The 24397-nt window shown below is 58.5% G+C and carries 24 protein-coding genes; 12 read left to right on the top strand and 12 right to left on the bottom strand.

Annotated elements, in window-relative coordinates:
- Nucleotides 1-3: 3 nt before the first annotated feature.
- A complete protein-coding gene (gene tssJ, locus F1002_RS10050) occupies nucleotides 4-693 on the bottom strand; it encodes a type VI secretion system lipoprotein TssJ (RefSeq protein WP_191090362.1) in 690 nt (229 codons plus the stop codon).
- Nucleotides 694-719: 26 nt separating this feature from the next.
- Here tssJ and F1002_RS10045 point away from each other — a divergent pair, with 26 nt between their 5' ends.
- From F1002_RS10045 to F1002_RS09990, 12 genes are all read left to right on the top strand, one after another.
- Nucleotides 720-1409 carry a tetratricopeptide repeat protein gene (locus tag F1002_RS10045; protein WP_223879533.1) on the top strand — a complete coding sequence of 230 codons (690 nt, stop codon included), beginning with the start codon at nucleotides 720-722 and terminating at the stop codon, nucleotides 1407-1409.
- An 81-nt stretch (nucleotides 1410-1490) separates the two neighbouring features.
- A complete protein-coding gene (tssB, locus tag F1002_RS10040) occupies nucleotides 1491-2003 on the top strand; it encodes a type VI secretion system contractile sheath small subunit (protein ID WP_150428897.1) in 513 nt (170 codons plus the stop codon).
- Nucleotides 2000-3484 (top strand): type VI secretion system contractile sheath large subunit, encoded by a 1485-nt coding sequence (gene tssC, locus F1002_RS10035; RefSeq protein ID WP_150428896.1) that lies wholly within the window; start codon nucleotides 2000-2002, stop codon nucleotides 3482-3484. The genes tssB and tssC overlap by 4 nt, the downstream gene beginning before the upstream one ends.
- A gap of 34 nt (nucleotides 3485-3518) precedes the next feature.
- A complete protein-coding gene (locus F1002_RS10030) occupies nucleotides 3519-4055 on the top strand; it encodes a type VI secretion system tube protein Hcp (RefSeq protein WP_150428895.1) in 537 nt (178 codons plus the stop codon).
- Nucleotides 4056-4103: 48 nt separating this feature from the next.
- Nucleotides 4104-4580 carry a type VI secretion system baseplate subunit TssE gene (gene tssE, locus F1002_RS10025; RefSeq protein WP_150428894.1) on the top strand — a complete coding sequence of 159 codons (477 nt, stop codon included), beginning with the start codon at nucleotides 4104-4106 and terminating at the stop codon, nucleotides 4578-4580.
- Entirely contained in the window at nucleotides 4580-6412 is a 1833-nt protein-coding gene (gene tssF, locus F1002_RS10020; protein ID WP_150428893.1) for a type VI secretion system baseplate subunit TssF, read from the top strand. The genes tssE and tssF overlap by 1 nt, the downstream gene beginning before the upstream one ends.
- Nucleotides 6376-7440: a type VI secretion system baseplate subunit TssG gene (gene tssG / locus F1002_RS10015; protein ID WP_150428892.1), complete on the top strand. Its 1065-nt coding sequence runs from the start codon at nucleotides 6376-6378 to the stop codon at nucleotides 7438-7440. Before tssF ends, tssG begins: the two co-directional genes overlap by 37 nt.
- A 13-nt stretch (nucleotides 7441-7453) precedes the next feature.
- Nucleotides 7454-10147, top strand: a complete 2694-nt coding sequence (gene tssH, locus F1002_RS10010; RefSeq protein ID WP_150428891.1) for a type VI secretion system ATPase TssH — start codon at nucleotides 7454-7456, stop codon at nucleotides 10145-10147.
- Nucleotides 10148-10167: 20 nt separating this feature from the next.
- Nucleotides 10168-10632 carry a hypothetical protein gene (locus F1002_RS10005; protein ID WP_150428890.1) on the top strand — a complete coding sequence of 155 codons (465 nt, stop codon included), beginning with the start codon at nucleotides 10168-10170 and terminating at the stop codon, nucleotides 10630-10632.
- Nucleotides 10633-10660: 28 nt separating this feature from the next.
- Nucleotides 10661-13639, top strand: a complete 2979-nt coding sequence (locus F1002_RS10000; RefSeq protein WP_150428889.1) for a type VI secretion system Vgr family protein — start codon at nucleotides 10661-10663, stop codon at nucleotides 13637-13639.
- A gap of 13 nt (nucleotides 13640-13652) precedes the next feature.
- On the top strand, nucleotides 13653-15638 hold the full coding sequence (locus tag F1002_RS09995) for a glycoside hydrolase family 104 protein (RefSeq protein ID WP_150428888.1): 1986 nt from the start codon (nucleotides 13653-13655) through the stop codon (nucleotides 15636-15638).
- The gene (locus F1002_RS09990; RefSeq protein WP_150428887.1) at nucleotides 15635-16288 is read left to right on the top strand and encodes a hypothetical protein; all 654 of its coding nucleotides are present in this window, start codon (nucleotides 15635-15637) and stop codon (nucleotides 16286-16288) included. Before F1002_RS09995 ends, F1002_RS09990 begins: the two co-directional genes overlap by 4 nt.
- Before the next feature lie 457 nt (nucleotides 16289-16745).
- Here F1002_RS09990 and F1002_RS09985 read toward each other — a convergent pair whose 3' ends face one another.
- The 11 genes from F1002_RS09985 to F1002_RS09935 all read right to left on the bottom strand — a co-directional run bounded on the left by F1002_RS09985 (nucleotide 16746) and on the right by F1002_RS09935 (nucleotide 24397).
- Nucleotides 16746-17261 (bottom strand): hypothetical protein, encoded by a 516-nt coding sequence (locus F1002_RS09985; RefSeq protein ID WP_150428886.1) that lies wholly within the window; start codon nucleotides 17259-17261, stop codon nucleotides 16746-16748.
- A 176-nt stretch (nucleotides 17262-17437) separates the two neighbouring features.
- Complete coding sequence (locus tag F1002_RS09980) at nucleotides 17438-17896, bottom strand: DUF1178 family protein (RefSeq protein ID WP_150428885.1); 459 nt, start codon at nucleotides 17894-17896, stop codon at nucleotides 17438-17440.
- A 366-nt stretch (nucleotides 17897-18262) separates the two neighbouring features.
- The gene (locus F1002_RS09975; RefSeq protein WP_150428884.1) at nucleotides 18263-18583 is read right to left on the bottom strand and encodes a hypothetical protein; all 321 of its coding nucleotides are present in this window, start codon (nucleotides 18581-18583) and stop codon (nucleotides 18263-18265) included.
- 274 nt (nucleotides 18584-18857) lie between these two features.
- Nucleotides 18858-19232: a hypothetical protein gene (locus tag F1002_RS09970; protein ID WP_150428883.1), complete on the bottom strand. Its 375-nt coding sequence runs from the start codon at nucleotides 19230-19232 to the stop codon at nucleotides 18858-18860.
- Between the two features lies 1 nt (nucleotide 19233).
- Nucleotides 19234-19719 (bottom strand): TIGR02594 family protein, encoded by a 486-nt coding sequence (locus F1002_RS09965; protein WP_223879532.1) that lies wholly within the window; start codon nucleotides 19717-19719, stop codon nucleotides 19234-19236.
- A gap of 106 nt (nucleotides 19720-19825) precedes the next feature.
- Nucleotides 19826-20134, bottom strand: coding sequence for a hypothetical protein (locus tag F1002_RS09960; protein ID WP_150428882.1), 309 nt, complete (start codon nucleotides 20132-20134; stop codon nucleotides 19826-19828).
- 43 nt (nucleotides 20135-20177) lie between these two features.
- A complete protein-coding gene (locus F1002_RS09955; RefSeq protein ID WP_150428881.1) occupies nucleotides 20178-21371 on the bottom strand; it encodes a hypothetical protein in 1194 nt (397 codons plus the stop codon).
- Nucleotides 21368-21691 (bottom strand): hypothetical protein, encoded by a 324-nt coding sequence (locus tag F1002_RS09950; protein WP_150428880.1) that lies wholly within the window; start codon nucleotides 21689-21691, stop codon nucleotides 21368-21370. The genes F1002_RS09955 and F1002_RS09950 overlap by 4 nt, the downstream gene beginning before the upstream one ends.
- On the bottom strand, nucleotides 21688-22080 hold the full coding sequence (locus F1002_RS09945) for a hypothetical protein (protein WP_150428879.1): 393 nt from the start codon (nucleotides 22078-22080) through the stop codon (nucleotides 21688-21690). The genes F1002_RS09950 and F1002_RS09945 overlap by 4 nt, the downstream gene beginning before the upstream one ends.
- Nucleotides 22080-23969 (bottom strand): hypothetical protein, encoded by a 1890-nt coding sequence (locus F1002_RS09940; RefSeq protein WP_150428878.1) that lies wholly within the window; start codon nucleotides 23967-23969, stop codon nucleotides 22080-22082. Before F1002_RS09940 ends, F1002_RS09945 begins: the two co-directional genes overlap by 1 nt.
- The gene (locus F1002_RS09935) at nucleotides 23969-24397 is read right to left on the bottom strand and encodes a hypothetical protein (RefSeq protein WP_150428877.1); all 429 of its coding nucleotides are present in this window, start codon (nucleotides 24395-24397) and stop codon (nucleotides 23969-23971) included. Before F1002_RS09935 ends, F1002_RS09940 begins: the two co-directional genes overlap by 1 nt.

Below are 24397 nucleotides of genomic sequence, written 5' to 3'. Positions count from 1 at the left end.
TGCTTACGCATTGCATTGCACACCGACCAGCGAGCGCACGGTTTCCGGGCTGATGTCGGCTATCAGCGCCCCCTTGCTGGCGCTGAACGCGCAAGCATGAGCGCCGATGGTGATTCCGTTGTCAAAAGATAGCTTGTTGTCAAAAGCCAGTTTCCAGCGGGCCTGATAAGGCGTTCGGAACATACCGGCAACACCGATCGCGGTCGCATCGCCGGGAACCTTGAGTGTTATGTCATAAGACTTTCCAGGCAACAACACAATCTCCCTAACCGAAATCAATTCTTCGCCAAGTGCCTCTTTTTCTTGTTCACCCGAGGTGATCTGTGGATAGGTCATACCTTTGAACTTTTCGTTTGCCCGCAGCACATAGATCTTGGCAACGAGCGACAGCGGCTTGCCGGAACTTGAGAGATTCAACTGATCCCCGGTATATATGCGAACGCTCATATCCCGGCTTATCTTGCTCGGATCACCATCCTTCTTGATCACGCCAGTCGCCTCGAGAACCATGCCAACTGCCGATCCGGCAAGCTGAACAGCCGACATCTGGGCGCATCCGTTCATCGCAGCCACAACGAGAAGCGAAACGGCCAGCCGCCCGCCCATGCGCGCAAACCTGCCGACTGCTTTGATGAGATTGGTACAGCCTGCAAACGAGATCAAACGGACTTTCCCGACAAACAAAAAATGCATTTGGGTTGAACATACCAAAGGCATTAATGTACTATTTCGTCTTTCAACAGGCAAACCATATGGCATCAATTATGCGATTTAGCATAGCGAGGACAGGAATGCACGTGCTCAGGAAATCAACTCCCGTCATCTTGATTGCTGCGGCAATTGCTCTTTCCGGATGTGCATCGAAGAACACCACCATGTCTCAGGAAGAGTTCTCCACGGCAATGGCTCAGTCGAGTGCGACAGCAGACACATTGCTTGAAAAGGGAAACCGGGAAGAGGCAGTCAAGGTACTTGAGGATTTAGCAAAGAAAAATCCCGGACGGAAGGATCCCTGGGTGCGCATGGCCAGAATTCATTTTGATGGTGAAAACTATGCGCAAGCCATCGTGGCCGCCGAAGAAGCTCTACAGCGCGATAGCGCGGATCGCACCGCCAAGAGCATTCGCGCCGTTGGCGGTCTGCGCGTAGCGGCGCAATCGCTGGCCGATCTGCGCGGCGATGTCGAGCTGAAGGGCGATGCCCGCTCCGATGCGCTCGGTTTGGCAAAGGTCATGCGCGAAACGCTGGGTGAAGACATTCTTGTTCCACTGGAAGACAAGAAGAAAAAGCCAACGGCACCGGTCGCCCGCCCCAAGCCTGCGCCGGTTGGCGGGCAACCTGCATCGGCACAGCCGCCTGCAGCGAAACAACCAGCATCGTCCGGCAATCCGTTCGGTGCCCTGAAGTAGTCATCGTATCAATACAAAACACGCATTTTTGATTGCATAGACAACTGCGCGTCGATTTCAGTATTTGTTCTGGAGGTTCAAGTGGCAAAAAAGGAAAGTGTTCAAAAGCGCTTGCAGAAGGTTCGTCCGCCGCGCGTTCAATTGACGTATGACGTCGAAATCGGTGATGCCATCGAGGTCAAGGAGCTTCCGTTCGTCGTTGGCGTACTGGGCGATTTCACGGCGCAGTCGAAACAGGATCAAGGCAAGGTTCGCGATCGCAAGTTCGTCAATGTGGACATGGACAACTTCGATGACGTCATCGCAGGCATGGCGCCACGTGCGGCCTACCGCGTCAAGAATCGCCTGACGCCCGAGGGTGGCGAACTGGGTGTGGATATCGAATTCAGAAAATTCGAGGATTTCCGTCCCGAGTCCGTGGTTCAACAAGTGGAGCCGTTGCGCAAACTCCAGGAGGCTCGCGCCAAGCTGGCCGACCTGCGCAACAAGCTGGCCGGCAACGAAAAGCTCGAAGACCTGCTCAACGACGTGCTGAACAGTACCGAACAGTTGCAAAGCCTGGGTGGCAAGAAAAGCGAAGGAGAACTCCAGTGAGCCTGCAAGCCGCCATTACGGGTAGCGCCACCGGCGTTCAGGAGTCCGGCCTGCTCGACAGGATCATCGAAGAAAGCCGCGTCGCCCAGTCCGATCAGGAAAAGAACCGTGCCCGCGACATCATCAGCGAACTGGTCAGCCAGGTTCTTGACGGCGAAGTGGTGGTTTCGGAAAACCTGGCCGCATCGCTCGATGCCCGGGTAGCCGAACTGGATCGCCTGATCTCGGAGCAACTCAGCGAGGTCATGCATGCGCCCGAGTTCCAGGCGCTCGAGAGTGCCTGGACGGGCCTGCATTATCTTTGCAAGCAGACTTCGACCGGCCAGCAGCTCAAAATCAAGCTGTTCAATGCCGCCAAGCGCGATCTGGTCAAGGATTTCAAGACAGCCATCGACTTTGACCAGAGCGCCCTGTTCAAAAAGGTCTATGAAGAGGAATTCGGCACCTTCGGCGGCGCACCGTTCGGAACGCTGATCGGCCAATATGAAATCTCCCGCCAGCCGGAAGACATGTATTTCATCGATCAGATGTCGCATATCGCTGCCGCGGCGCACGCTCCCTTCATTGCCTCGGCCGCACCGCAGCTGTTCGGTCTCGACAGCTACACCGAGCTGGGCAGGCCGCGCGACATGGGCAAGGTGTTCGACACCGTCGAGTACGCCAAGTGGAAGTCCTTCCGCGAATCCGAGGACTCGCGCTACGTCGGTCTGGCGCTGCCTCGTTTCCTTGGCCGCCTGCCGTACAACCCGATCGACGGTGAAGTTACCGAAGGTTTCAATTTTGTCGAGGACGTGGACGGCACCGATCACGACAAGTACCTCTGGTGTAACGCTGCCTTCGCCTTTGCCGCCCGACTCACGGCTGCATTCGAGAATTACGGATGGTGCGCCGCCATTCGCGGCGTCGAGGGCGGTGGCCTGGTCGAAGACTTGCCGACGCATACCTTCCGCACCGACGACGGTGAGGTGGCGCTCAAGTGCCCGACCGAGGTTGCCATTACCGACCGCCGCGAAAAGGAATTGAGCGATCTCGGCTTCATTCCGCTGGTGCACTGCAAGAACACTGATTACGCCGCTTTCTTTGGTGCCCAGTCGGCGCAAAAGGCCAGGAAGTACGACACCGATTCGGCCAATGCCAATGCATCGCTATCGGCCCAGTTGCAGTACATGTTCGCTGTGTCGCGCATCGCCCACTACATGAAAGCGATGATGCGCGACAAGATCGGCAGCTTCGCCTCGGCTTCCAATGTCCAGAATTATCTGCAGCGCTGGATCGACCAGTATGTGACCGCCGACGATTCGGCCTCGCAGGAAACCAAGGCGCAATTCCCGTTGCGTGAAGCCTCGGTGGAAGTCAGTGAAGTACCGGGCCGCCCCGGTGTCTATCGGGCCGTATCGTTCATCCGTCCGCATTTCCAGTTGGACGAACTGTCCGTCTCCCTCCGTCTGGTGGCCGAATTACCGCAATCCAGCAAGGGCTAATCGTTTCCCATAACCGTTCAGGAGAACACAGAAGATGAAGGATATTTACGTCGAGTTCAAAAGCAGCGACATCAAAGGCGATTCCCGCGATGCCAAGCACAATGACACCGTCGAGGTTTACAGCTGGGCGCACACCATGCGCCAGCCGAAGTCGGCTACCGCGTCGTCTGCGGGCGGGCACACCGCTGAACGCGTCGAGCATGGCGAAATGATCTTTACCAAGGACATCGATGCCTCCAGCCCCAAGCTGTACCAGGCCTGCTCCTCCGGCCTGGTGGTCAACGATGTCATCATTTACTTCTATCGTGCCCTGGGCGGCCAGAACAATGCCGGCGGCCCGTCCTCTTCGCAGAACCGCCATCAGTACCTGAAAATCGAACTGAAGAACGCCATTGTCTCCTCGGTTTCCCCGTCGGTGGTCGAGGAGGGGATTCCCAAGGAAACCTTCGCGCTGAAATATTCCGCAGTGAAGTGGACCTACGATGAACTGGGGGTCGACGGCAAGAAGGGAACCAAGGTCAATATCCAGGGCGCATGGAACCTGGCTAACAACACGCCGAATCTCACCTGATACCACCTGCGTGGAGAACGCGGCGGAACCGGTGTTCCGCCGTTTTTCATGAACAAGGGCTTCGAACCTTCCCTTTTCGACAAATTATTCGACGACCAGCCGGTAGGGGCTGTGCGGCGTCGATTGTCGCTTGAGCAACTCAAGGATTCGGTTGCCCGTGACCTCGAAGCACTGCTCAACACCCGCATGGCGCTCGACGAGGAAGCCGCCGAGTCGCTGCCGCTGGTCAGTCGGTCAGTTGCCAGCTTCGGCCTGGCGGATTTTGCCGCGCTGAGCCTGGCCAATGTTCATCATCGGCGGCAAATCTGCGCCTCCATCGAATCGGCCATCGCCGCACACGAACCCCGGTTACGCGATGTTCGCGTCGACCTGGAATTGCAACGCAAAACGGTAAACGCCCTCTATTTCTCGATCAACGCAGTTCTTGTCGTCCGCCCGGCGCAGGAACCCGTCAGTTTTGATGCCCTGTTGACCCCAACCAGCCTGCAATATTCGGTCAGCCGCCAGCGGCGCCCAGGAACCTGATGGAAGATCTGCTGCCCTACTACGAACGAGAACTGGCCTACCTGCGCCAGCACTCCCGGCAGTTTGCCGAGCGCTATCCCAAGCTGGCCGCCCAGTTGCTGCTTTCCGGGGAGGGCTGCGACGATCCGCATGTCGAGCGGATGATCCAGTCTTTTGCCTTGCTGACGGCGCGCGTTTCCAAGAAGCTCGAAGACAGCTACCCGCAGTTCACAGAGGCCTTGCTCAATGTCCTCTACCCGCACTACCTGCGTCCTTTCCCCAGTTGTTCGATCGCCCACGTCGAGCATGGCGGCGGGGAATTGACGTCGATTACCACCATTCCTCGCGGTACCGAGCTCCATTCCCGGCCGATCAAGGGGGCAGTCTGCAAATTCCGGACAGCTTGGAATCTCCAACTGGCGCCGGTCTCGCTGGAGGAATTGCACTTCGATCCGATCGCCCATTCACCCACTGAGGTTCGCCTGCCGGTGGGCTGCAATGCCTTGCTGTCGTTTTCGCTGACATTGCGCGGTGCCGGCCAGGAGGGCGGGATTGGCAAGCTCGACACATTGCGGGTCTATATCGATGCCGAGCCCTCTGTAGCCTCGGCACTACGCGACGCATTGTTCCTGCGCAGACTGAAGGTTTATGCCGCCGGAGCCGACCAACGTTGGCGGGTAGCCCGCGAGAATCTGATCGGCGAGGTCGGTTTCGAGGAGGATGAGGCGCTCATCGAGATGCCGGCCACGGCACATAGTGCCTATCGCCACCTGACCGAATATTTCTGTTTTCCGGAAAAATTCAATTTCTTCGACATTCATATCGTCGCAATCCCGTCCAGTCTTCATCACGAGGGGAAAATCAGGCTGCATGTGGCGCTGGGCGATCTCCGCGCCGACAGCGATGCCTCGCGGCTGATGCAGACGCTGACTTCCCACAACCTGCGCCTGGGTTGTGTGCCCGTGGTGAACCTCTTTCCCCAGCGCGGCGATCCGATACGGATCAGCAACCGCCAGACCAACTATCCGGTGGTAGCCGACAGTCGGCGGGCATTTGCCTACGACGTGTATGCCATCGATTCGGTCCGCCGCGTGCGGCAGACTCCGCAAGGCGAGTCGATCACCGAATTCCGCCCCTTCTTTTCCTTGCGACACGGCGAAACGCCCGAACGCAACGGCTACTACTGGTATGCCCAGCGCGACCATCTGGTGGCTGAAACGAGCCCCGGCTACGAGACCTCGCTGTCCATCGTCGATGCCGATTTCGATCCGGTACAGCCCAAAACGGACGTATTGAGCCTGCAACTCACCTGCACCAATCGCGATCTGCCCACCCTGATGTCGGTCGGCCTGCCATCCGGTGACCTGTTTCTCGAAGGCGGCTCCAGCGTCCGCTCGATCAAGCTGCTGCGCAAGCCAAGCCAGCCGTGTCGCTTCGACCATCGGGGCGATGGCCAGTGGCGCATCATTTCCCACCTTTCACTGAATCACCTGTCGCTCACCGCGAGTGGACTGCCTGCTTTTCAGGAAATGCTGGCCCTCTACGACCTGCCGAGAAGCGCGGCCAGTCGCCGCCAGATCGAAGGCGTGCTGGCCATTACCCAGTCGGAAAAAACGGTGTGGATGGCCGGGCAACCCTTTGCCTGCTTCGTGCGCGGCGTGGAAGTCAGGCTCACCATCGACGAAACGAGCTTTGCCGGTAGCGGCCTTGATGTCTTCGTCCGCTGCATCGACCGTTTCCTCGGACTCTATGTCGGCATGAACAGTTTTATCCAGCTGGTGGTCGTCTCCCAGCGGACCGGAGAGGAATTGATCCGATGCGCACCCCGCAACGGCGACTCGATCCTCCTCTAGTCGACCACAGCCTGCAGGAGCCGGAGCGTTACGAGTTCTTCCAGCTGGTTCGTCTATACGAAATCGTCTTTGCTCGACATGTGCGCGGGCAGGGCAGCGATGTCGTGAACGAACGCATCCGTTTCCGCAATTCGCTGCGCCTGGGTTTTGCACCCAGCCAGGTCGATGCCGTCATTCCAAGCTATCGCCTCGACGATGACGGCCTGAGCACCGGCGAGCTCGAACAGATCGAGCTAACCCCCAGTTTCATGGGAATGCTGGGGATCAACGGTACCCTGCCGATCCACTACACCGAGCAGGTCATCAGTCAAGCCCGATTCAAGAAAGACGAATCCGGACGCGCCTTTCTCGATCTGTTCACCAACCGCGCGGTCGGCCATTTTTATCGTGCCTGGAAGAAATACCGCCTGCCGATCCTGTACGAAACCAATCGACAGAACCGTTTTCTGCCGCTGGTACTAGCGCTCGGTGGCCAGGGTTTCGACGCATTGCGAGAACGCCTGGGCAGCGCCCCGGGCGCCATCAACGACGAGTCGATTGCCTGGCTGACCGGCTTGCTCCGCCAGCGTCCGGTTTCGGCCGAGGCCCTGAAACGGGTGCTCGGCGGGTATTTCCGCGAATCCGTGCGGATCGAACAGTTCGTGGGCCACTGGTACGTCGTACCGGGCGAACAGCGCACTTGCCTGGGCAGCCAAAATGCCACGCTGGGCGGCAACGCCTTGGTCGGCGAGCGTGTCTGGCAGCGCAACCTGCGTGTCCGCATCCATATCGGCCCCCTGCGCCATGACCGCTACATGGGCTTTCTCCCCAAGGGCGAACTGGCGGCTGCGCTCGAGAAAATTCTCTCGCTGGCGACCGGCGGCCAGTTTGAATACGAAATCAGGCCGATCCTGCGCGCCGACGACGTGAAGCCGGCGACGCTGGGTGGTAGCACCGGTTGCCGCCTGGGCTACGACAGCTTCATGTTGAGCCGTCCCGAGAAGCACGACCGTGCCGACACCACTTATCTCACCCATTTCATTCAATAGACCCATCATCGCAATGAGCACCTCCCTGAAGACCCTGATCAGCAAACTCAATACCACCTGCCGCCAGGCAGCCGAGCGGGCAGCCAGCCTGTGCATGGCACGGGGCAACTACGAGGTCGATCTCGAGCACCTGCTATTGGCGATCCTCGAAAAACCAGGTACTGACCTGCAGGTCATCGCCAAACGCAGCGGCATCAGCCCAACCGGTCTGGAACGGGAGCTGGATCAGGAAATCAGCCGCTTCAAGAATGGCAATACACGGACTCCGGTGTTTTCGACCCACATCCTCAAGCTGCTGGAACAAGCCTGGCTGATCGCCTCGCTGGATGCACGCCTGCCGCGCATCCGTTCCGGTCACGTGCTGCTCGCGCTGCTTACCGAGCCGGAGCTGTCGCAGCTTGCCTTCCGTGGTTCCAAGCTGTTGTCCAAGGTACGACTCGACGAGCTCAAGCACAATTTCGACAAGGTCACCGAAGGCTCCGCCGAAGCCGCGGAAGTAGCCGGTTTGGGCGCCGCGCAGGAAGGCGGGGAGGGCGACGATCCGTTGCTCGCTGCCTCCCCGCAGGGCGGCAAGACGCCGGCGCTGGACCAATTCACCACTAACCTGACGCAGCGCGCCCGCGATGGCAAGGTCGATCCGGTCATCGGTCGCGATGGCGAGATCCGCCAGGTCATCGACATCCTGATGCGTCGCCGCCAGAACAATCCCATCCTCACCGGCGAAGCGGGCGTTGGCAAGACCGCCGTCGTCGAGGGGCTGGCCCTGCGCATTGCCCAAGAGGATGTCCCGCCGCCGCTGCTCGGCGTTGAGCTGCACACCCTCGACATGGGCCTGCTGCAGGCCGGCGCCAGCGTCAAGGGCGAGTTCGAGAACCGTCTCAAGAACGTCATCGACGAGGTCAAGAAAAGCCCGAAACCCATCATTCTGTTCATCGACGAAGCACACACCATGATCGGGGCAGGGGGACAGTCCGGCCAGAACGATGCCGCCAACCTGCTCAAGCCGGCGCTGGCGCGTGGCGAATTGCGCACCGTGGCGGCCACGACCTGGGCCGAATACAAGAAATATTTCGAGAAGGATGCCGCCCTGGCCCGTCGTTTCCAGGTCGTCAAGGTCGAGGAGCCGAGCGAAACCCTGGCTTCCGCCATGCTGCGCGGCATGGTGCCGTTGATGGAAAAGCACTTCGGCATCCGCGTGCTCGATGAAGCCGTCACCGAAGCGGTGCGGCTGTCACACCGCTATATCAGCGGCCGTCAGCTGCCGGACAAGGCAATCAGCGTACTCGACACCGCTTGCGCCAAAGTCGCCCTCGGCCAAAGCGCCACGCCGGCCCTGATTGACGAGGCCGACAAGCGCCTGCTGCGCGAAAAGGCCGAACTGGCGGCGCTGGAGCGCGAAGCGGCAAGCGGTGCATGGCATGAGACGCGGATCGCGGAGTTGAAGGAGCATGTTGCCGCCATCGAATCCGACCTGGCCATTTTCAAGGCGCGCTTCGACGACGAAAAGGCGCTGGTCAATCGCATCCTCGAACTGCGCAACCAGCTGGAAAGCGGCGAGGGCGGCGCCAGCGAAGCCAAACCCAAGGCAAAGGGCGCGAAAAAGCCGGTCGCCACGACCGGCAACGACGAACTCGACAAGGCATTGTCCCGCTTGCGCGAATTGCAGGGCGAGTCGCCCATGGTTCCCTTGCAGGTCGACGGCCATGTCGTGGCCGAAATCATCGCCGCGTGGACCGGTATTCCGCTCGGCAAGATGGTCAAGAACGAAATCGCCACCGTATTGAACCTCAAGCCGCTGCTGCAAGAGCGCGTCATCGGCCAGGACCACGCCCTCGAAGCCGTCGCCCAGCGAGTGCGCACAGCCCGCGCCAACCTCGAAGACCCGAACAAGCCCAAGGGGGTGTTCCTGTTCGTCGGCCCCTCCGGCGTCGGCAAGACCGAAACCGCGCTGGCGCTTGCCGACATCCTCTACGGCGGCGAGCGGAAGCTCGTCACCATCAACATGAGCGAATATCAGGAAGCGCACAGCGTTTCCGGCCTCAAAGGCTCGCCGCCGGGCTATGTCGGCTACGGTGAAGGCGGCGTCCTCACCGAAGCCGTGCGGCGCAACCCCTACAGCGTCGTGCTCCTCGACGAAGTCGAGAAGGCACACCCTGACGTCCTCGAACTCTTCTTCCAGGTTTTCGACAAGGGGGTGCTCGACGATGCCGAGGGGCGCGAAATCGACTTCCGCAACACCCTCATCATCCTCACCAGCAATGTCGGCTCCAGCCAGATCATGCAAGCCTGCCTGAACAAGGCGGCCGACGAGCTGCCGGCAGCCGATGCACTGGCCGACGCCCTGCGGCCGGTTCTCTTCAAATCCTTCAAACCGGCCTTCCTCGGCCGCATGAAGGTCGTTCCCTACTACCCGATTTCCGACGGGGTGCTGGTCAGCATCATCGAACTCAAGCTCTCGCGCATCCGCGACCGCATCGCGGCCAACCACAAGGCCGACTTCGTCTGGGACGACAAGCTGGTCGATGCCGTGCTTGGCCGGTGTACCGAAGTCGACTCCGGTGCCCGCAACGTCGATCACATCCTCAACGGAACCCTGTTGCCTGAGATTGCCGAAACCGTGCTCGCCCGCATGGCCGAAGGGGCGGCGGTCGAGCGCATCAGGGTCAGCGCCGGCAAGAATGGCGAATTCAAATACAGCATCAAATAGACAGGGCAGGGAGGTCGACCATGTTCAACCTGAGCTATAGCGGATTCGCCAATGCCTGGCGGCAGCATGCCGCCGCCGGTCACGCCGCCCGACTCGTCGAGGCAGGTTGCGACCTGCAGGCCGCCCACCTCGACAATGGCGCTTTCCTGACCAGTCTGGCCATGCTCTCCCTGGGCGTTCCGGTCGCCGGCTCGCTGCGCATCGCGACCGGCCCGCACGCGGGAGGCCGCGTCTTCACCGGCGCCAACGACATGGCCGACTGGTTGGCCCACTGTTTTGCACCCCCCGAAACCTTCTCCATCGACCATAGCCCAGTCGACATCGCCGACCGCCTCTTCGGGCGGCGCGGCATCGTCGCCTTCATCTCGGGCAGCGGCCCGCAAGGCGGGCTGATCGGCCTCGCCAACGGCAGCAACGCACACGCCCTGTGCGCCGCCGCCCAGATCCGGTACCCGCTCGAAGCCCGCTTCTGGGAACTCCACTAAAGCCAGGCCCCTCACGGCAGACCCGACTATGAACACCATCCTCGACACCCTCACCGGCGGCGCCGGCTGGCGCCAGACCGACCGCTTGCTGACCTTGACCACGCCGGCCGGTCCCGATGCGCTTCTGGCCGAAACCGTCCATATCGACGAAGCCCTCGGCCCGGTCAGCGAACACGCCGGCTACCGCATCGCGCTCACCGCCCGCTCGCCCGACGCCCACCTCTCGCTCACCGCCTTGCTCGGCCAAGCGGCTCGCCTCGACCTGCAGACGTCTGCTTCGCGCACCCTGAGTCGCCCATTCCACGGCCACATCACCCAAATCACCCGTGAAGGATCGGACGGCGGCTTCGCCCGCTACCGCCTCATCATCGAACCCTGGCTCTCCTTCCTTGGCCACACCCGGGACAGCTACCTCTTTCAGGACAAGAGCGTCATCGACATCGTCGACGAACTCCTGTCTGACTGGAAAGGGCAGGGCAAGCTCGTCCCTGCCTGGCGCTGGCAACTGGCTGATCCGGCGGCCTACCCCAAGCGGGGCATGACCACCCAGTACCGCGAAAGCGATCTCGCCTTCCTCAAACGACTGCTCGCCGAAGAAGGTCTCTTCTGCTGGTTCGAGCACCAGGCGGATGCAGGCGAAACCCTGGGCCGCCACACCCTCGTCATCGCCGACGCCAACAGCGCCTTTACGCCCAACCCGCAGCCCCGCATCCGCTTCACCCAGGCCGGCGCCACCCTCGCCGAGGACAGCCTCGACCGCTGGAGCGGCCTGCGCCAGCTCGACACCACCGACAGCCACGCCAGCAGCTGGGACTACCGCAGCCTCTCCACCCGGACGCAAAGCGTCCCAAGCGCCATCGATGCCGGACCGATACCGCGCACAGCCGCCTGGCACGATCCCGGCCAATACGCCTGGCAGACCACTGCCCACGGCGAACGCATGCTCGGCAACCAGCGCCAGGCCATCGATGCCCGCGTCAAGCAATTCACCGGCGAAGGCACCGTACGCACAGCGGCCCCCGGCACCACCTTCACCCTCGCCGATCACCCCGAACACGACCGCGACGAGCCTGAACAACGCCAGTTCCTGATCACCGCCATCACACGCGAAGCCCGTGCCGCCCTCGATCTCATCGGCAGTGGGGAAGGGGAAGCCGCGGAGACACCCGCCGTCGACTACTACCGCAACGCGCTCACCGCCATCCGCGCCGGTATCCCCTGGAAGCCGCTGATGAACGATGCCCATGGTCGCGCCATCCATCCCCGGCCGACTGCCGGCGGCATGCTGACGGCCATCGTCGTGGGCGACGGCGGCCCCACCCATACCGACCGCGACGGCCGTGTCCGCGTCCAGTTCCCTTGGCAACGGGGACAGGACGCCGGTGCCCGGCACGACCACCCGACAGGAGCGAACAACGCCCCGGCCAACCAGAGCCTCGGCGTCTGGCTGCGCGTCATGACCCCGGTCGCCGGCGCCAACTGGGGCGGCCATCTCGTTCCACGTCCCGGGCAAGAAGTCCTCGTCGCCTTCCAGAACGGCAACATCGACCGTCCTCTCATCGTCGGCACCGCTTACAACGGCAGCGGCAATCCCGATGCCCCGGGCAACCGGATTGCCGGCGGCACCCAGCAAACCAGCGCCAATGCCCCGGCCTTCTTCGCCGGCCAGGAAGACCTCGCCCACACCCATCAGGCCAGCCTCTCCGGCCTCAAGACCCAGCAATTGTCCACCAGCAAGAGCGGGCAGGGCGGGTTCAACCAGCTCGTCTTCGACGATACCCCCGGCGAAGCCCGCATCGAACTGGCCACTACCCAATACAAAAGCACCCTACAACTGGGCCACCTCAAACAGCAAACCGACAATGCCCGGCAAGCCGACCGCGGCCACGGCGGCGAACTGCAAACCCAGGCCAGCCTGGCGCTACGCGCCGGTAACGGACTGCTCCTCAGCGCCGATGTCCGGCCCAACGCCAGCAGCACGCACCTCGACAGCCGCGAGGCAATCGCCCAGACCCAGGCGGCCAGAGCCCTGAGCCACAGCCTGGCCGATCTCGCCCACAAGCAGAACGCCGGACTCAAGGGCGATCCCCAGGCCGACCGACTCCCGGCCATCGACAGTCTGCAACAGGCCGAAACCGCCTTGAGCGCCACCGCCCGCTGTGGCGCAAACACCGACACTGGGCAAGGCGGCGGTATCAAGGCCACCCTCGGCGGCACCGGCACCGTCCCCGCCTGGAGCCAGCCGCAACTGCACCTGAGCGCCCCGGCCGGCATCGCCCTGCTGACACCGGAACACCACCTCCTCGCCGCCGGCAAGCACCTCGCCATCGCCACCGGGCACGACACCAACTTCATCGCCCAGGGCAACCACAGCCTCGCCGTCAAGGAGGGCCTGGCAATCTTCACCGCCGGCCAGGCCACCGACAAACAAAAACCCAATCAGGAAACCGGCATCCACCTGCATGCCGCCAGCGGTGCGGTCAGCCTGCAAAGCCAGAGCGGCAAGACCACGGCTGCCGCCGACAAGAAAGTGACCTTCGCCAGCACCACCGGCAAACTCACCGCCGGCGCCAAACAGAAAATCCTCGCTACCGCCCAGGGGGCTTACCTCAAGATCGAGGGCGGCAACATCGAATTGCATGCGCCCAAGAAGGTGGAATTCAAGGCTTCCAAGAAGGAGTGGACGGGGCCGAAGTCGGCAGCTGTCGAACTGCCCAGCTCGCCATCCGCCGGGGAACTGAATCTGGCTCAGACAAACATCACCGAAAAGATCAGCTATAGCCAACGGCTCAACGTCGCGGGATTGATCGGCGGTGATCCACAGAGCGGCGCACTCTACGCCAACATGCCTTATGAAGCCTATAACGAACAAGGCCAGAAGATTGCCGCTGGCCAATTGAGCGCCGAAGGCACCACCGGAACCATCCGTTCCACACAACCGGAAAAAGTGAAAGTCGTCATCAGCCAAGGCGCCTGGCTCTTCTTCCAGGATGTAAACCACCTCTGAGCGAGAAACAGCGATGAACGCACAAACCGATGCCGCCTTGCTCGAAGAAGATCAGACAAGCGCCGAAACCGAACGTGAGCAAGGTAGCTTGTCCTCCGAAGACGCAACGAGCGCAAAGAACGCCAGGCAACCCACGCTCGATATCAACTTCCTGGCACTCGACGGCTCACCCATTTCCAAAATGGGCGTTGCTGTCCGCTGGCAAGGTGGAGAACTATTAGCCCGCACCGATGCCGAAGGCGCCATTTCACCCGTCGAAGCGCCGCCCGGTGAAACCCTGAGCATTGCCGTTCAGCGCTTTGATGGCAGCTACAAGAAAATCGGCGAATGCTGCATGCCGTCGAGCGATGGTGTGCTCACCGCAGTCAGCCCCAACGTGGTACTGGAAACCCGGACCGAAAAGCACGAAGGCCAACCCGGCAAAGCGGAGGAGCACATTCCGAAGCCGGAGCAGGGCGATCTCGGTGATCTGAGCGCCGCAGCGAAAGAATCCGGACCTGTCGACACCGCGCAACCACTCGACGAAGCCGAAACCAAACAGACCGAGACGGCCAAGCCAACGCCAACCACCACCGACAAAACTGCACCGCCCAAAACACCCCCCAAGCCCAAGGCACAGCCCAAACCACCGGAAGCCAAAGCCAAACAGCAAACCGACAAGCCGCCCCAACACATCTCCGGCAAGGAGGAAGTCAAACCCAAGCTGGAAAAAGGGCGCGACGACAACGGCAACCCCTTGGCCGTGATCACCAAAAAAGCCATCGACTGGTGGAACAGCTGGCGCATGCCCACCTTCAACCTGTGGGGAACGCAGGCACCGGTGGCAAAGGGCGGTACCGTGCCTGCCACACCGGTCAAGGTCGATGCCGAGATGGTGAAGAAGGTCGAAGCGTTACTGGAGTTTGCAAGGGGGCAGACGGAGTACGACTACAAGGCATCGGGTGAGGGAACGGCAGCGGTTCTGGCTTCGATGGGGAAGGGGACGTTTAAGCATGAGAGGAACGAAAAAGAATCATATAGATCCCGCGGTCTCTGTTACACCTACGTCAAAGTAGCGCTCTCCCGTACCAAGATCATTGACGGCATTTTGGCTGCAGAGAAAGATCGTGCTATCCAGGAGTCTGCCAGCAAAGCGGGGCCGGCCCTGATTGCCAAGGGATTTAAGGATGTCACGACGGAAGTGCCGGATGCACGCTGGGCGGCAGCAGGCGATGTGATCGTATACGCATGGTCGGACACCACTTGGGAGCAACGCAAGAGAAAAGACCCGAAAAGCCCGAACCATGGGCATATCGATATTCGGGACTACGATTTTTATGTCAGCGATTTCATTCCTTTGCCACCAACCTTCTTAGGGCATCCTCGTTGGACTAGGGAACATCCGAAAAATCCCAATGGACAATATCCAGAGCAAGGCAAGTATTACCCGGAGTACGTCAATATTCGCATCTACCGCAAAATCTTTGATCCCTTGCCAACACAACGCATCCGTGCCTTCCTGCGCTGCATTCGCGAGTTCGAGTGCCAAGCCGAAAAGGATGACAGCAAGCGTTACCAGATGTTGAATGCGCCACTTCCCTCGGGAGACCACCGTTTCGCCAGCTACAAGACGCATCCGTGGGATGGGCAAGGAAAACCGGTCAAGGGGTCGACGGCGGCCGGGGCGTACCAGATTCTCGCGGGCACCTGGAAAGAAATTTTTGATAAAGGACTGATAGAGCCGAAAGGAGATCGCTTTAGCCCTATGATCCAGGACCGGATCGCTGTCATGAAACTGGAGGATCGAGGTGTCTTGCACCTGATCCGCACTGGGCGTATCCAGGAGGCGCTGGAACTCAAAGGCCCGAACGGTAGTTTGGCCTTGCCGAGCGAGTGGACAAGCCTTCCCGGCGGCAAGGAAAATGCGCATCGGCTGACAGCGGACAAGAAGCCCATGAACATGGCCTACTTCCAAATGCTGTTTGAGCAATACCTGAATGAAGAAAAGGCAAAGGAATGAATTATCTGACAACAGTTTATGGATTGCTGGTGCTGCTGACGGCTGGCATGGCTTGGTCAGCCGATACGCTGACGCCAGAGCAAAAAGAAGTGAAACAGTTTATTGAGAAGATGTATTCGTATGATCCCGATACGTTTGAATTTGGAGAGTTCTCTAAAACAGATGGCAGTCCATTTGCAAGAAATCGTGTACCAAATAAGTCGGGAAAATATCAGCCGCAAAAAAAATGTGAACTTCATAACGAGTTCTTTGATCCCCTTGTTGTCAGAAAACGGGAAATTAAACCTGGGTTGCTTGGATGTGATGCACCAAGCCGTTATCCATATTTGGGTGCCGAAGATATGCCATCGGATATAAGGGTTGATGCTATCCCATCTCCCTACATCAAACCCCCAGTCGTCTCCGGAAACCGAGCCAAGGTAGAAGTTTTCCCCGCCGGCAACAAGAAAATCTCGAATCCGCCGAATTTCGATCTCGGCCGCAACCTCTATTTCCTGACCAAAACCGAAAACGGCTGGCGCGTCACCAACGTGATGATTCATACCAAGTGGCCGGATTTGGACGACGGAACCCATCATTGCTACTTCAGCTTTGCCAAGGTCCCAAACGAAGAAGAGGCCAAGGAAATCCCGAAGCATTGCAGGCGTTGAGTGAAACCGGAGGCCGCAGCGGCTTTTTAGATTTAGATGGGGTTTGACTATGCGTTTCGTTTTCCTGTTTCTCGCCGTTTTTTCTCAATCTGTTCTTGCTGACGCCTACAAATGCAAGTCGTCTAGTGGTCAGGTTGTCTTTACAGAAAAGCCTTGCGAGGTAGGGCATACGCTTGCGGGGTCTTCCCAAACGGATCATGTGGATTCGCATCGGGCTCAAGCGGATTTAAATCGTCAGCGCGGGTGGCTAGCTGGCCGTGAGCAAATGCACCGCCAGGATGCAATCAACGCTCAAAATCAGGCATCTGCGATTCATCGTATGTATCCTCAAGAATCGCCGAAAGTTCTAAAGTCGGAGTCTATCTTTGACAAACCGTGGGGCTGTGGAAATCGCTCCTGTCCCTCTGTCTCTAGTTCTCCGCGTTGATTGCATGTTTATTAGCCCGGAAGGGATTCGCTATACGGCAATTGCATCGTTTGCCGCATCAAAATTCCCGATTCGCAACAAATAATCCTGCTGCGCCTCCAGCTCGTCAACTCGATTGGCCAAAGCCTTTGCATGAGCAACCTGATATTGCCACCCCGCAATTTCCCGGGCTGAATAACTTAACCGGGTTCCAACGAGCTGTAGCCGGTCTCCATCAAAACGCCAGTCTCGCCAATCCTCGGACATACCCGGTAATCGACCCTCGGCCAGCATCACCAGGACAAGCCATGCCGATCGCGGGATAACGCTTTCACCGGCAAGCCACCGCGCCAACGTGCTGCGATGAACATCCAGAACCATAAGCACCCGTCGAACGCCCAGCTGGTCGACCACATTGGCAATCTCGGCCGGATGCGTAGGCGGCTCAGGAAACCCGATTAAACGTGCTGCCTTGCGTTTCTTTTGCCGCCGCCGTTCCACCTCGTAACGAGAAAACCAGCGTTGATAAGCGATGTCATAAGCAGAATTTCCATGAATTTTTTGCATCGTTTTAATATCCCAGATAGATGCCGCCAATCGTCAAAATTATTTGTCATAGGCGGACTGGCTTTCTAAAACGGGTCGTTTTCATCGGGGAATGAAAAAATCGACTGTTTGGGAAACTTTGCTTATTTTTAACACGCATAATTTGTATTATGTAAAATAATAGGCATAAAAAAGGATCAGTTAAGATCCTCTTCCTTTACCGCAGGGAGACTCAGAATCTGTATCCCCTCGTTTCTAAGCTCTTCGCACTCATCTGCACTTGCTTGACCACGAATGGGTCTTTCCGGAGCTTCGCTGTAATAAATTTTCCTTGCCTCTTCAGCGAAGGATTGTCCAACATCTTCGCTGTTGGCAACAATGGCATCAACCAATTGACGATAGAGCGCCATTGCCTGAATGCCTACTGGCATGAGTGCGGTACTCCCTGACGTGCCTGCGGGGCTGGCTGCAAGTTCTCTTTGATTACCTGCGTTAGATGAAATTGCTACAGCAGACGGTATGCGACGAACTACTTCGCTATCGCATTGCGGACAAATGATCTGGTGTGCGTGAAGCTGCTGTTCAAAATCGTCTGAGCTACGAAACCAACCTTCGAATTTGTGATCGTTATCGCAGCTAAGGTCGTAAATAATCATCTTTGTACCTGCACGTACCCAAGAAACAATGCCGAAATAAACCGCCAGATACTCTGATTGCCGTAGCCGGCATTGAGGATTTACCTGCGGGAAATCGCTGTTGCTAAAAACAGGATGGATGGTACCCGGGACGGGCACCAAATATCAGCCAAAAACGCGCCTTTCAGGGCGCAGTGCGTAAATAATGCGTAGATCGATATTATTTTTATGGGGAATCGAACTACTGCACTTCAACAACCAGACAGCCCTCGGCTACTGGATATAGCGCATTCTACCGTCGGAAAGCAACGAAGAATAGGATTGCCATGCCGACCAGCAGTTTCGATATACCCCGACCGATCACCGGCTTACAAAGCAGAATATCGATCAATCATCTTTCAGCCAACACACCCACGTCTGAGCAAAATCCTCAACCCGATTCACAAGCGGCTCTTCTATCCGCTCGATGCCGGACAGGATCAGACGGCAGTCGCTGAGCTCGATCAGCTGCGCATCGAGCAGCCGGGGAATGTCCAGCGCCGCCGCCCCGCCAGGCGCCCGCAAACGGGCGACCCGGGTATGCCTGTTGAGCACGTCGTCGCGCTCTTCGCGCAGCATTAAATCCCCCGGAATAGGCCGCAGGGTAGCGAATTGCCACTTCGGGATCGCCCGGCCGTGATCGCGCAGTCGTTGGAGATAGATCAGCATCCACATACTGTACGTACACACAGTCATTGCCGCAATACTGTATGCCGCGATACGCGCCGGCCTACCGCCGGAAGGCACTGAAGAATAGCGACTACCAGGCCGCGACGGCGCGGCCCTGAGCTACCCACAATCGCACGAGCGGCGGGTGGCTGGCTTTCCATTTTTCAAGATCAACGATTTCCGCGCTCATTCCCCTGCCCTCCCAAAAACGGAAGCGCGGCATCGGTAATACACGCCGGCTACCTCGGCAAGCTTCTCGGTTGTTGCACCAAAACTATCGTCGCGCACCGGGCCCAGCGTTTCCGGGCAGCTGGCCACCGTCAGCGGGGACGGATCGATTTTCGAGAGCGGCGTTAAGCTGCTGCAGGCCGTCAGCAGAATGCCGGCAATCACGATAGACAGGGATTTCGCGCGTTTCGCGCTCGATGCGCTGCTGCAGGGTGACATGCTTGATCTCCAGTTTAGCGATTTCCTTGGCCGCACCCTCTTGGGCCGCGGCGACGGCCCTTTCGGCAACAGCCGTCTCACGAACCGATGCTGCAGCCTCGAGGGCGGCGCCATCGTGACGGCCCCAGACATAGCAGCCACCCAGCGAAAGGAGCAGGATGACCAACTTGTATTCGGCGGCCAGTACATTCAGAGGCGGCATATCAGGCCTCGCTGGGTGACAATTCCGCGCCGGCGATCACCGGCAACGGATCGAGATTGAAAATCGGCACGGCCGCCGGCCAGCGGTAGGCAACGGCACGCAGGCGAGGAAAGGCGGCGATGCTGACCTTGTTGCCCTGGTTTCCCCCCAGCACAAGCAAGTTGCCGCGCTCATCCTGGCCGACGACAAACCCGACATGCCCCCCGCCCTGGCGCTCGAACACGACGATGCAGCCGACGATGGGGATTTCCAGCTCACGGCCCCAGCCGGCCCACTCGCGAGCGCGCATCCAGTATTTCGGTACGGAATAGCCGGCATGCCAGATGCAATGTGCGACGAAGGTTCCACACCAGGGCGTTTCATCGTCTCGCCACCAGGCGGACAACTCGACCAGCCAGCGGGCGATCACTGAATTGGTCGCGCTGCCCGGTATCTCCTTGAGACCAAGATAGCGACGACCTTCGATCATCCAGTCGTAATCGTTCACTGGATATCCTCCGGCAGCTTGCCGCGCGGATGTTTATGCTGCGCCACTTCCCATGCGCCGATGACGGCCAGCACAAGGCCGATGACAATCACGATAGCCACTTCCATCACGCTGCCCTCCCCTGGATAACGCGCTGGAACAGACGCTCGAGGCCTGACGTGCCCAAGCTGGCCAGCAAGGCCGCGACGCCGATCTGTCCGACGAGCGGCAGATCGGGAACCAGGACAAGCACCGCGCCGGCCGCCATGGCAATGCCGGCAGTCGACAGCGAGCGGCCGATGATGATGCGTAACGTCAGCACCTCGCCGCTGGCCAGCAACTGGCCGACGCCGATAATGATCCCGACAAAGGCAAACAGCAGGGGCGACGCGAATGTCTGTATCCAGTGCCACAAGGATGAGATTCGTTCCGGCATGGTCTTCTTCCTTTCTGCCCTCTGCGGGGCCGATGCTAAGCTACTAAAAAAAATGCCCTGCTAACGTGATTTCGCCGGTGATCGGATGCTGACACCATTCACCGCTCTGGTATTCCTGAAGCGTCACGGAATTGATCTGCTGACCAAGCCCTCCAATGACTCGAAAAACGCCATTGACCTCGAATTTCTGGACTGCCCCATCAAGCGATGAGGCATGTGATATTCCAAATTGCGCCTGTGTATTGGTTGTTGTTCCAGGTGGCGTTGAGGTAGTTGTGGTTGACAGATAACCGCCACTTCCCGATACGGTGGCATTTGACGAAAGGGTGAGAATCTGGACCTCGCCACTGGGCATGAAAAGCTTGCCGACAACATTGACCCCTGTCAGGGCGGACCATGTTCCATTCCCACTCAGTGTCCTGGTGATATCAACATCGAGATATGTCCTGGCAACCGTTCCGTCCGGCCGCATCCAGGCACCGACCATCCATTTTGCGTGATCTCGCACGGTGGCATTGCTGTGCGCTGAATAGGATTGACGACTGAACTCATCGGCGCTGCTCAGAAGGCTGACCGATACGGTCGGAGGATTGGTCGAGTCGCCGCCGCTAACATTGATCTCGGCAAACTTGGCGCTCGTCGGCTGGAAATTTATCGCGTAGGTATCGATCCAGTTCGGATTCGATGTGATTGAAATCGAGGCCGTATAGATCTGGCGAAGATTGACAATTGCCGTTGCGCCAGTCTTTGAAGCAGATAGCGCAGTGATCTGACTATTGGTTATCTGACGTATGACTGACTTGTAATCATCCAGACCGGTGTAGACGGTCTGGAACATATCGCCATTCTTGTTAACGTTTCTTGCCTGGATAACTACAGGATCATTGATACCTGAGCAATACAACCGCAAGCACCACACTGTTCCGTCGGCCGTTCGATAAAGCCAGGTGTTAGCCCCGAATTTGTAGTCGATCAGTGGCAGATACTGCCGACTGTTTCCGGCCAAAATAGCCCAGTTTTTCCACGATGCACCCTCAGCTATATCGCATGCACGATCAACCGGAACAGGGAGTCCGTCAAATTGCACCAGCTGCGCCTGTCCTCCATTTGGAATATATGAACTGATCTTGGTCTTCCCGCCGCCGAGGTCGAGAACCCCGGCCTGATCCATTAGGCCATGCCAAGGCTGCCCCCAGACTTCGATGCGATCAAAGATCGTTCCGCGCAAAGTAGTCATTGCGGCGCCTTGAATTCATAGACGACCTGATTTCCCCCTGCATCTACGAACTTAACCGTCTTTGCCGGCACAAGGCGCGCAAACAGGATACCGTCAGTACTCGGCATTAAAACAGCATCGTGCCAAGTCCTGCTTGCATAGGAAAGTTCTGTCAGGTCAGCACCTGACGACCCGCCACGACCTGTAGCAGCACCACCAGGCAACAATGCAGATGACTTCGTAGAGGTGACTGAACCGCGGGGTACCATGGGCTCCTTTTTCGAGGAAACACCCTGCTCCGTCAGGGCCGCTAAAGCCTCTGTCAGATCCTTGCTGCTCATTGAGACCACTCCTCAAAAATCGCCGTGCTGATAAAAAAACTGCGCTCGCCGGAAACGTGGGTGCTATCGAGCGCGCGGATATAAATGGGGACAACGCCAGCGGGACCGCCATCCACCCGGGCCGCGATCGGCAATGCAGCCCCTGGGTTCCTGACGCCAAGATCAGCTTCGGACAAGGCCAGGGTGACATTGGAGGCCGCCGGGCCACTGATCGATGCCGTGATGTCGCTATCGTCAGCCATCACCGCAAACCGACCAGCCAGCGGACTGCCAAAGTAGACGACACGCTTATCCGGTGACGGATTGGATATCGCCTGAACAAACTGGACCGATGACACGATGGGCGTGGTGCATGCCGGGTCCAGGAAAAATCCGAAGCTGGTTTCCATCAGAAAGTAACCTCGACGCCGCTGCCGGCGATATTGATGGTCGCCGTAATGGTCTGGTCGATTACAAGCGGGTCCCTGACATTGGCCGGAATTCCAGGCATCACGATTCTGAATTGCTGGTTGTACACCGGTGCAGCCGCGTCATAAGTGCTGTAGGCCGGGAAAGTTGCCTCGGACAACGGCTGCACGTTGAACAGGAAGCCGACCAGCTGGTCTTCCGGAGGATTTGGCAGCGTCCGCGTACTGGCGCCGAACCAGTTGCTCAGCGGATACATGCCAAAATTGTGCTGAACATCTGGCAGCGGCAGCACGATGCTGGAAGAAAAATTGGTCTGGCTTGAATTTCCCTTGGGGCAGGCCAGCACAAACTGGCTGACAGCCTCTCCCGAGTCGTGATCAAGTGAATCTTTGAACGATACCAGCTGACCTACGCCTGAAACGCCATATGCATGGGCGCCGATGACACTACCGATTTCCCAGCGAGGATCGAGCGGTCGCTCGAACTGGATTGTTTGCTTTCGGGCTCCAGCCGCCGCCTTGTGTAACGCCTTCGCGACGACATACTCGACACTGATCGATATATCAGCCGGTGTCAGATCGGCATAGTGATCCAGCGCCCGGTTGATCTGTGGCCAGGGCGCCTTGAGCCCTTCATACCCGGTCTTTTGAACGGAGACGACCGGGGCATTGGCGGCATAAATGCCGTTCGACGTTTCTGCAGTCGGAGTGGACTCCCAGGAGGCTGCATCGAACGTCGACTCAATATTGGCAGTGATCGACTCATCGCGCTCCGACGCGCCACCCGTTGCGACGGTGACACGATAACGAACCTCAACCTGCTGATACCACCTACGGTACATCCAGGCTGTAAAGGACTGGCAAGTCAAGGCGGCCTGCTGTGAAGATGTCAGATAGGAGACAGAATGCGGACCAACCTGAACGAGCGATCCGCCAACAGGCGGCTCCGTCATGGCGACCTCGCCTTTTACCAGCCAGCCACTCGCGTTATTGAGTGCCGACATGATCATTGATTTGGGCGCCGCCGGAAGTCCATCGATGACCATGTCGTACCGACTAACACAGGACCAGTCCAAATGAACCGCTGCAGCGTGCAGGCGGTAAAAACGATGGTTGAGCGTTGCCACGATCGACTCAGGGACATCGGCACGATCTGGCCGGCTTAGCGTCATGCTGCTGTCCATGATTTCGCTGTCATCGAACGACACCGATGGCGTGCCGATGTTCCATGGAATGGCTTGCCATAAACCGGACGAATCAATCGCGACACAACCCCGCATGGTCTGCAGGAGGTTGTTGAAATATCCGACGGGGTCAGGATCGCTATCGATCCACGCCATGACCTTCTGATCGGAAACGGCCAGCCCGCCCGTCAATGCCGCGGCCTCCGCCGCCGACCTGATGGCCTTGATGCGTTCCTGATAGCCATCCCGACAAGCGATGCTTGCAAGGCGCTCCGCCGGATTGAAATTGACCGTCTCAACGCGACCAGTAAAGCGACGATAAGTCGCTGTCTGACCAGGCCTGAATAATGTCAGATCAATGGTAACCGGCGCCGACTCAAACGAATCAAGTTGCGCGACTGACTGCGGTATCAATGAGAACGAAGCAACTCTCGACTCCGACTCGCCGCCACTGATCTGAACCTGCCCGCATAGATGGCTTGACACATCCAGACCACCGACCATAACCGTCGCATACCAACTCACTGCGCCAGCTGACGAGTCGAACAACAGCGGATTAACAACTGAAATTCGACATTGAAACGAGACAGATAGCGACCCGACAAGAACTGGGTCAGGAACAACTATACCGCCGCCACCGGACGCGACATCAAACGACGAATCGAATGCCGAGTCGAACGCAGACATCAGACAACCTCGGCAAATAAAGCGCCTTCAACGCGCCATGTAAAACCAGGGTCAGCCGGGTCATTGTTATACAAAAACTGGAAATCAATTGCCCCGTCTTCGGCATAACAATCAAATGACCAGCCGGCCGGCAAAGGCAATGGAAAAATAGATGCAACGCCGGAAAACCTCACTGTCGCGCCAATCGGAACCGGCAATTGGTCACGATCGACAAGCAACTTATAGCCGCCATCCTGTGTTTTATTAAAATAAAAAAACGATGAAGACTGGTTTTTTGCCAGCGTCGAACCATCGAAAAAGGCTGAGAAGCGACCAGCGACAAATGGCGTACCGGCCGTGTATAGATGGTTATCATCCCAGTCTCCGCCGCCTATATGCTGGAAATCAACATTCGGCGCACCGGATACCTTCTTATGCTTGATTGCCAT

This window comes from Dechloromonas sp. CZR5 (assembly GCF_008711155.1).
GTDB lineage: Bacteria > Pseudomonadota > Gammaproteobacteria > Burkholderiales > Rhodocyclaceae > Azonexus.
Note: the sequence above shows the minus strand (reverse complement) of the source record. Positions and strands in the feature narration are given on the sequence as shown.

Coding starts and splice junctions, on each gene's coding strand:
- tssJ (WP_191090362.1), bottom strand. CDS start 693: ATGCATTTTTTGTTTGTCGGGAAAGTCCGTTTGATCTCGTTTGCAGGC.
- F1002_RS10045 (WP_223879533.1), top strand. CDS start 720: ATGTACTATTTCGTCTTTCAACAGGCAAACCATATGGCATCAATTATG.
- F1002_RS10030 (WP_150428895.1), top strand. CDS start 3,519: ATGAAGGATATTTACGTCGAGTTCAAAAGCAGCGACATCAAAGGCGAT.
- tssE (WP_150428894.1), top strand. CDS start 4,104: ATGAACAAGGGCTTCGAACCTTCCCTTTTCGACAAATTATTCGACGAC.
- tssF (WP_150428893.1), top strand. CDS start 4,580: ATGGAAGATCTGCTGCCCTACTACGAACGAGAACTGGCCTACCTGCGC.
- tssG (WP_150428892.1), top strand. CDS start 6,376: ATGCGCACCCCGCAACGGCGACTCGATCCTCCTCTAGTCGACCACAGC.
- tssH (WP_150428891.1), top strand. CDS start 7,454: ATGAGCACCTCCCTGAAGACCCTGATCAGCAAACTCAATACCACCTGC.
- F1002_RS10005 (WP_150428890.1), top strand. CDS start 10,168: ATGTTCAACCTGAGCTATAGCGGATTCGCCAATGCCTGGCGGCAGCAT.
- F1002_RS10000 (WP_150428889.1), top strand. CDS start 10,661: ATGAACACCATCCTCGACACCCTCACCGGCGGCGCCGGCTGGCGCCAG.
- F1002_RS09995 (WP_150428888.1), top strand. CDS start 13,653: ATGAACGCACAAACCGATGCCGCCTTGCTCGAAGAAGATCAGACAAGC.
- F1002_RS09990 (WP_150428887.1), top strand. CDS start 15,635: ATGAATTATCTGACAACAGTTTATGGATTGCTGGTGCTGCTGACGGCT.
- F1002_RS09985 (WP_150428886.1), bottom strand. CDS start 17,261: ATGCAAAAAATTCATGGAAATTCTGCTTATGACATCGCTTATCAACGC.
- F1002_RS09980 (WP_150428885.1), bottom strand. CDS start 17,896: ATGATTATTTACGACCTTAGCTGCGATAACGATCACAAATTCGAAGGT.
- F1002_RS09975 (WP_150428884.1), bottom strand. CDS start 18,583: ATGCTGATCTATCTCCAACGACTGCGCGATCACGGCCGGGCGATCCCG.
- F1002_RS09970 (WP_150428883.1), bottom strand. CDS start 19,232: ATGCCGCCTCTGAATGTACTGGCCGCCGAATACAAGTTGGTCATCCTG.
- F1002_RS09960 (WP_150428882.1), bottom strand. CDS start 20,134: ATGCCGGAACGAATCTCATCCTTGTGGCACTGGATACAGACATTCGCG.
- F1002_RS09955 (WP_150428881.1), bottom strand. CDS start 21,371: ATGACTACTTTGCGCGGAACGATCTTTGATCGCATCGAAGTCTGGGGG.
- F1002_RS09950 (WP_150428880.1), bottom strand. CDS start 21,691: ATGAGCAGCAAGGATCTGACAGAGGCTTTAGCGGCCCTGACGGAGCAG.
- F1002_RS09945 (WP_150428879.1), bottom strand. CDS start 22,080: ATGGAAACCAGCTTCGGATTTTTCCTGGACCCGGCATGCACCACGCCC.
- F1002_RS09940 (WP_150428878.1), bottom strand. CDS start 23,969: ATGTCTGCGTTCGACTCGGCATTCGATTCGTCGTTTGATGTCGCGTCC.
- F1002_RS09935 (WP_150428877.1), bottom strand. CDS start 24,397: ATGGCAATCAAGCATAAGAAGGTATCCGGTGCGCCGAATGTTGATTTC.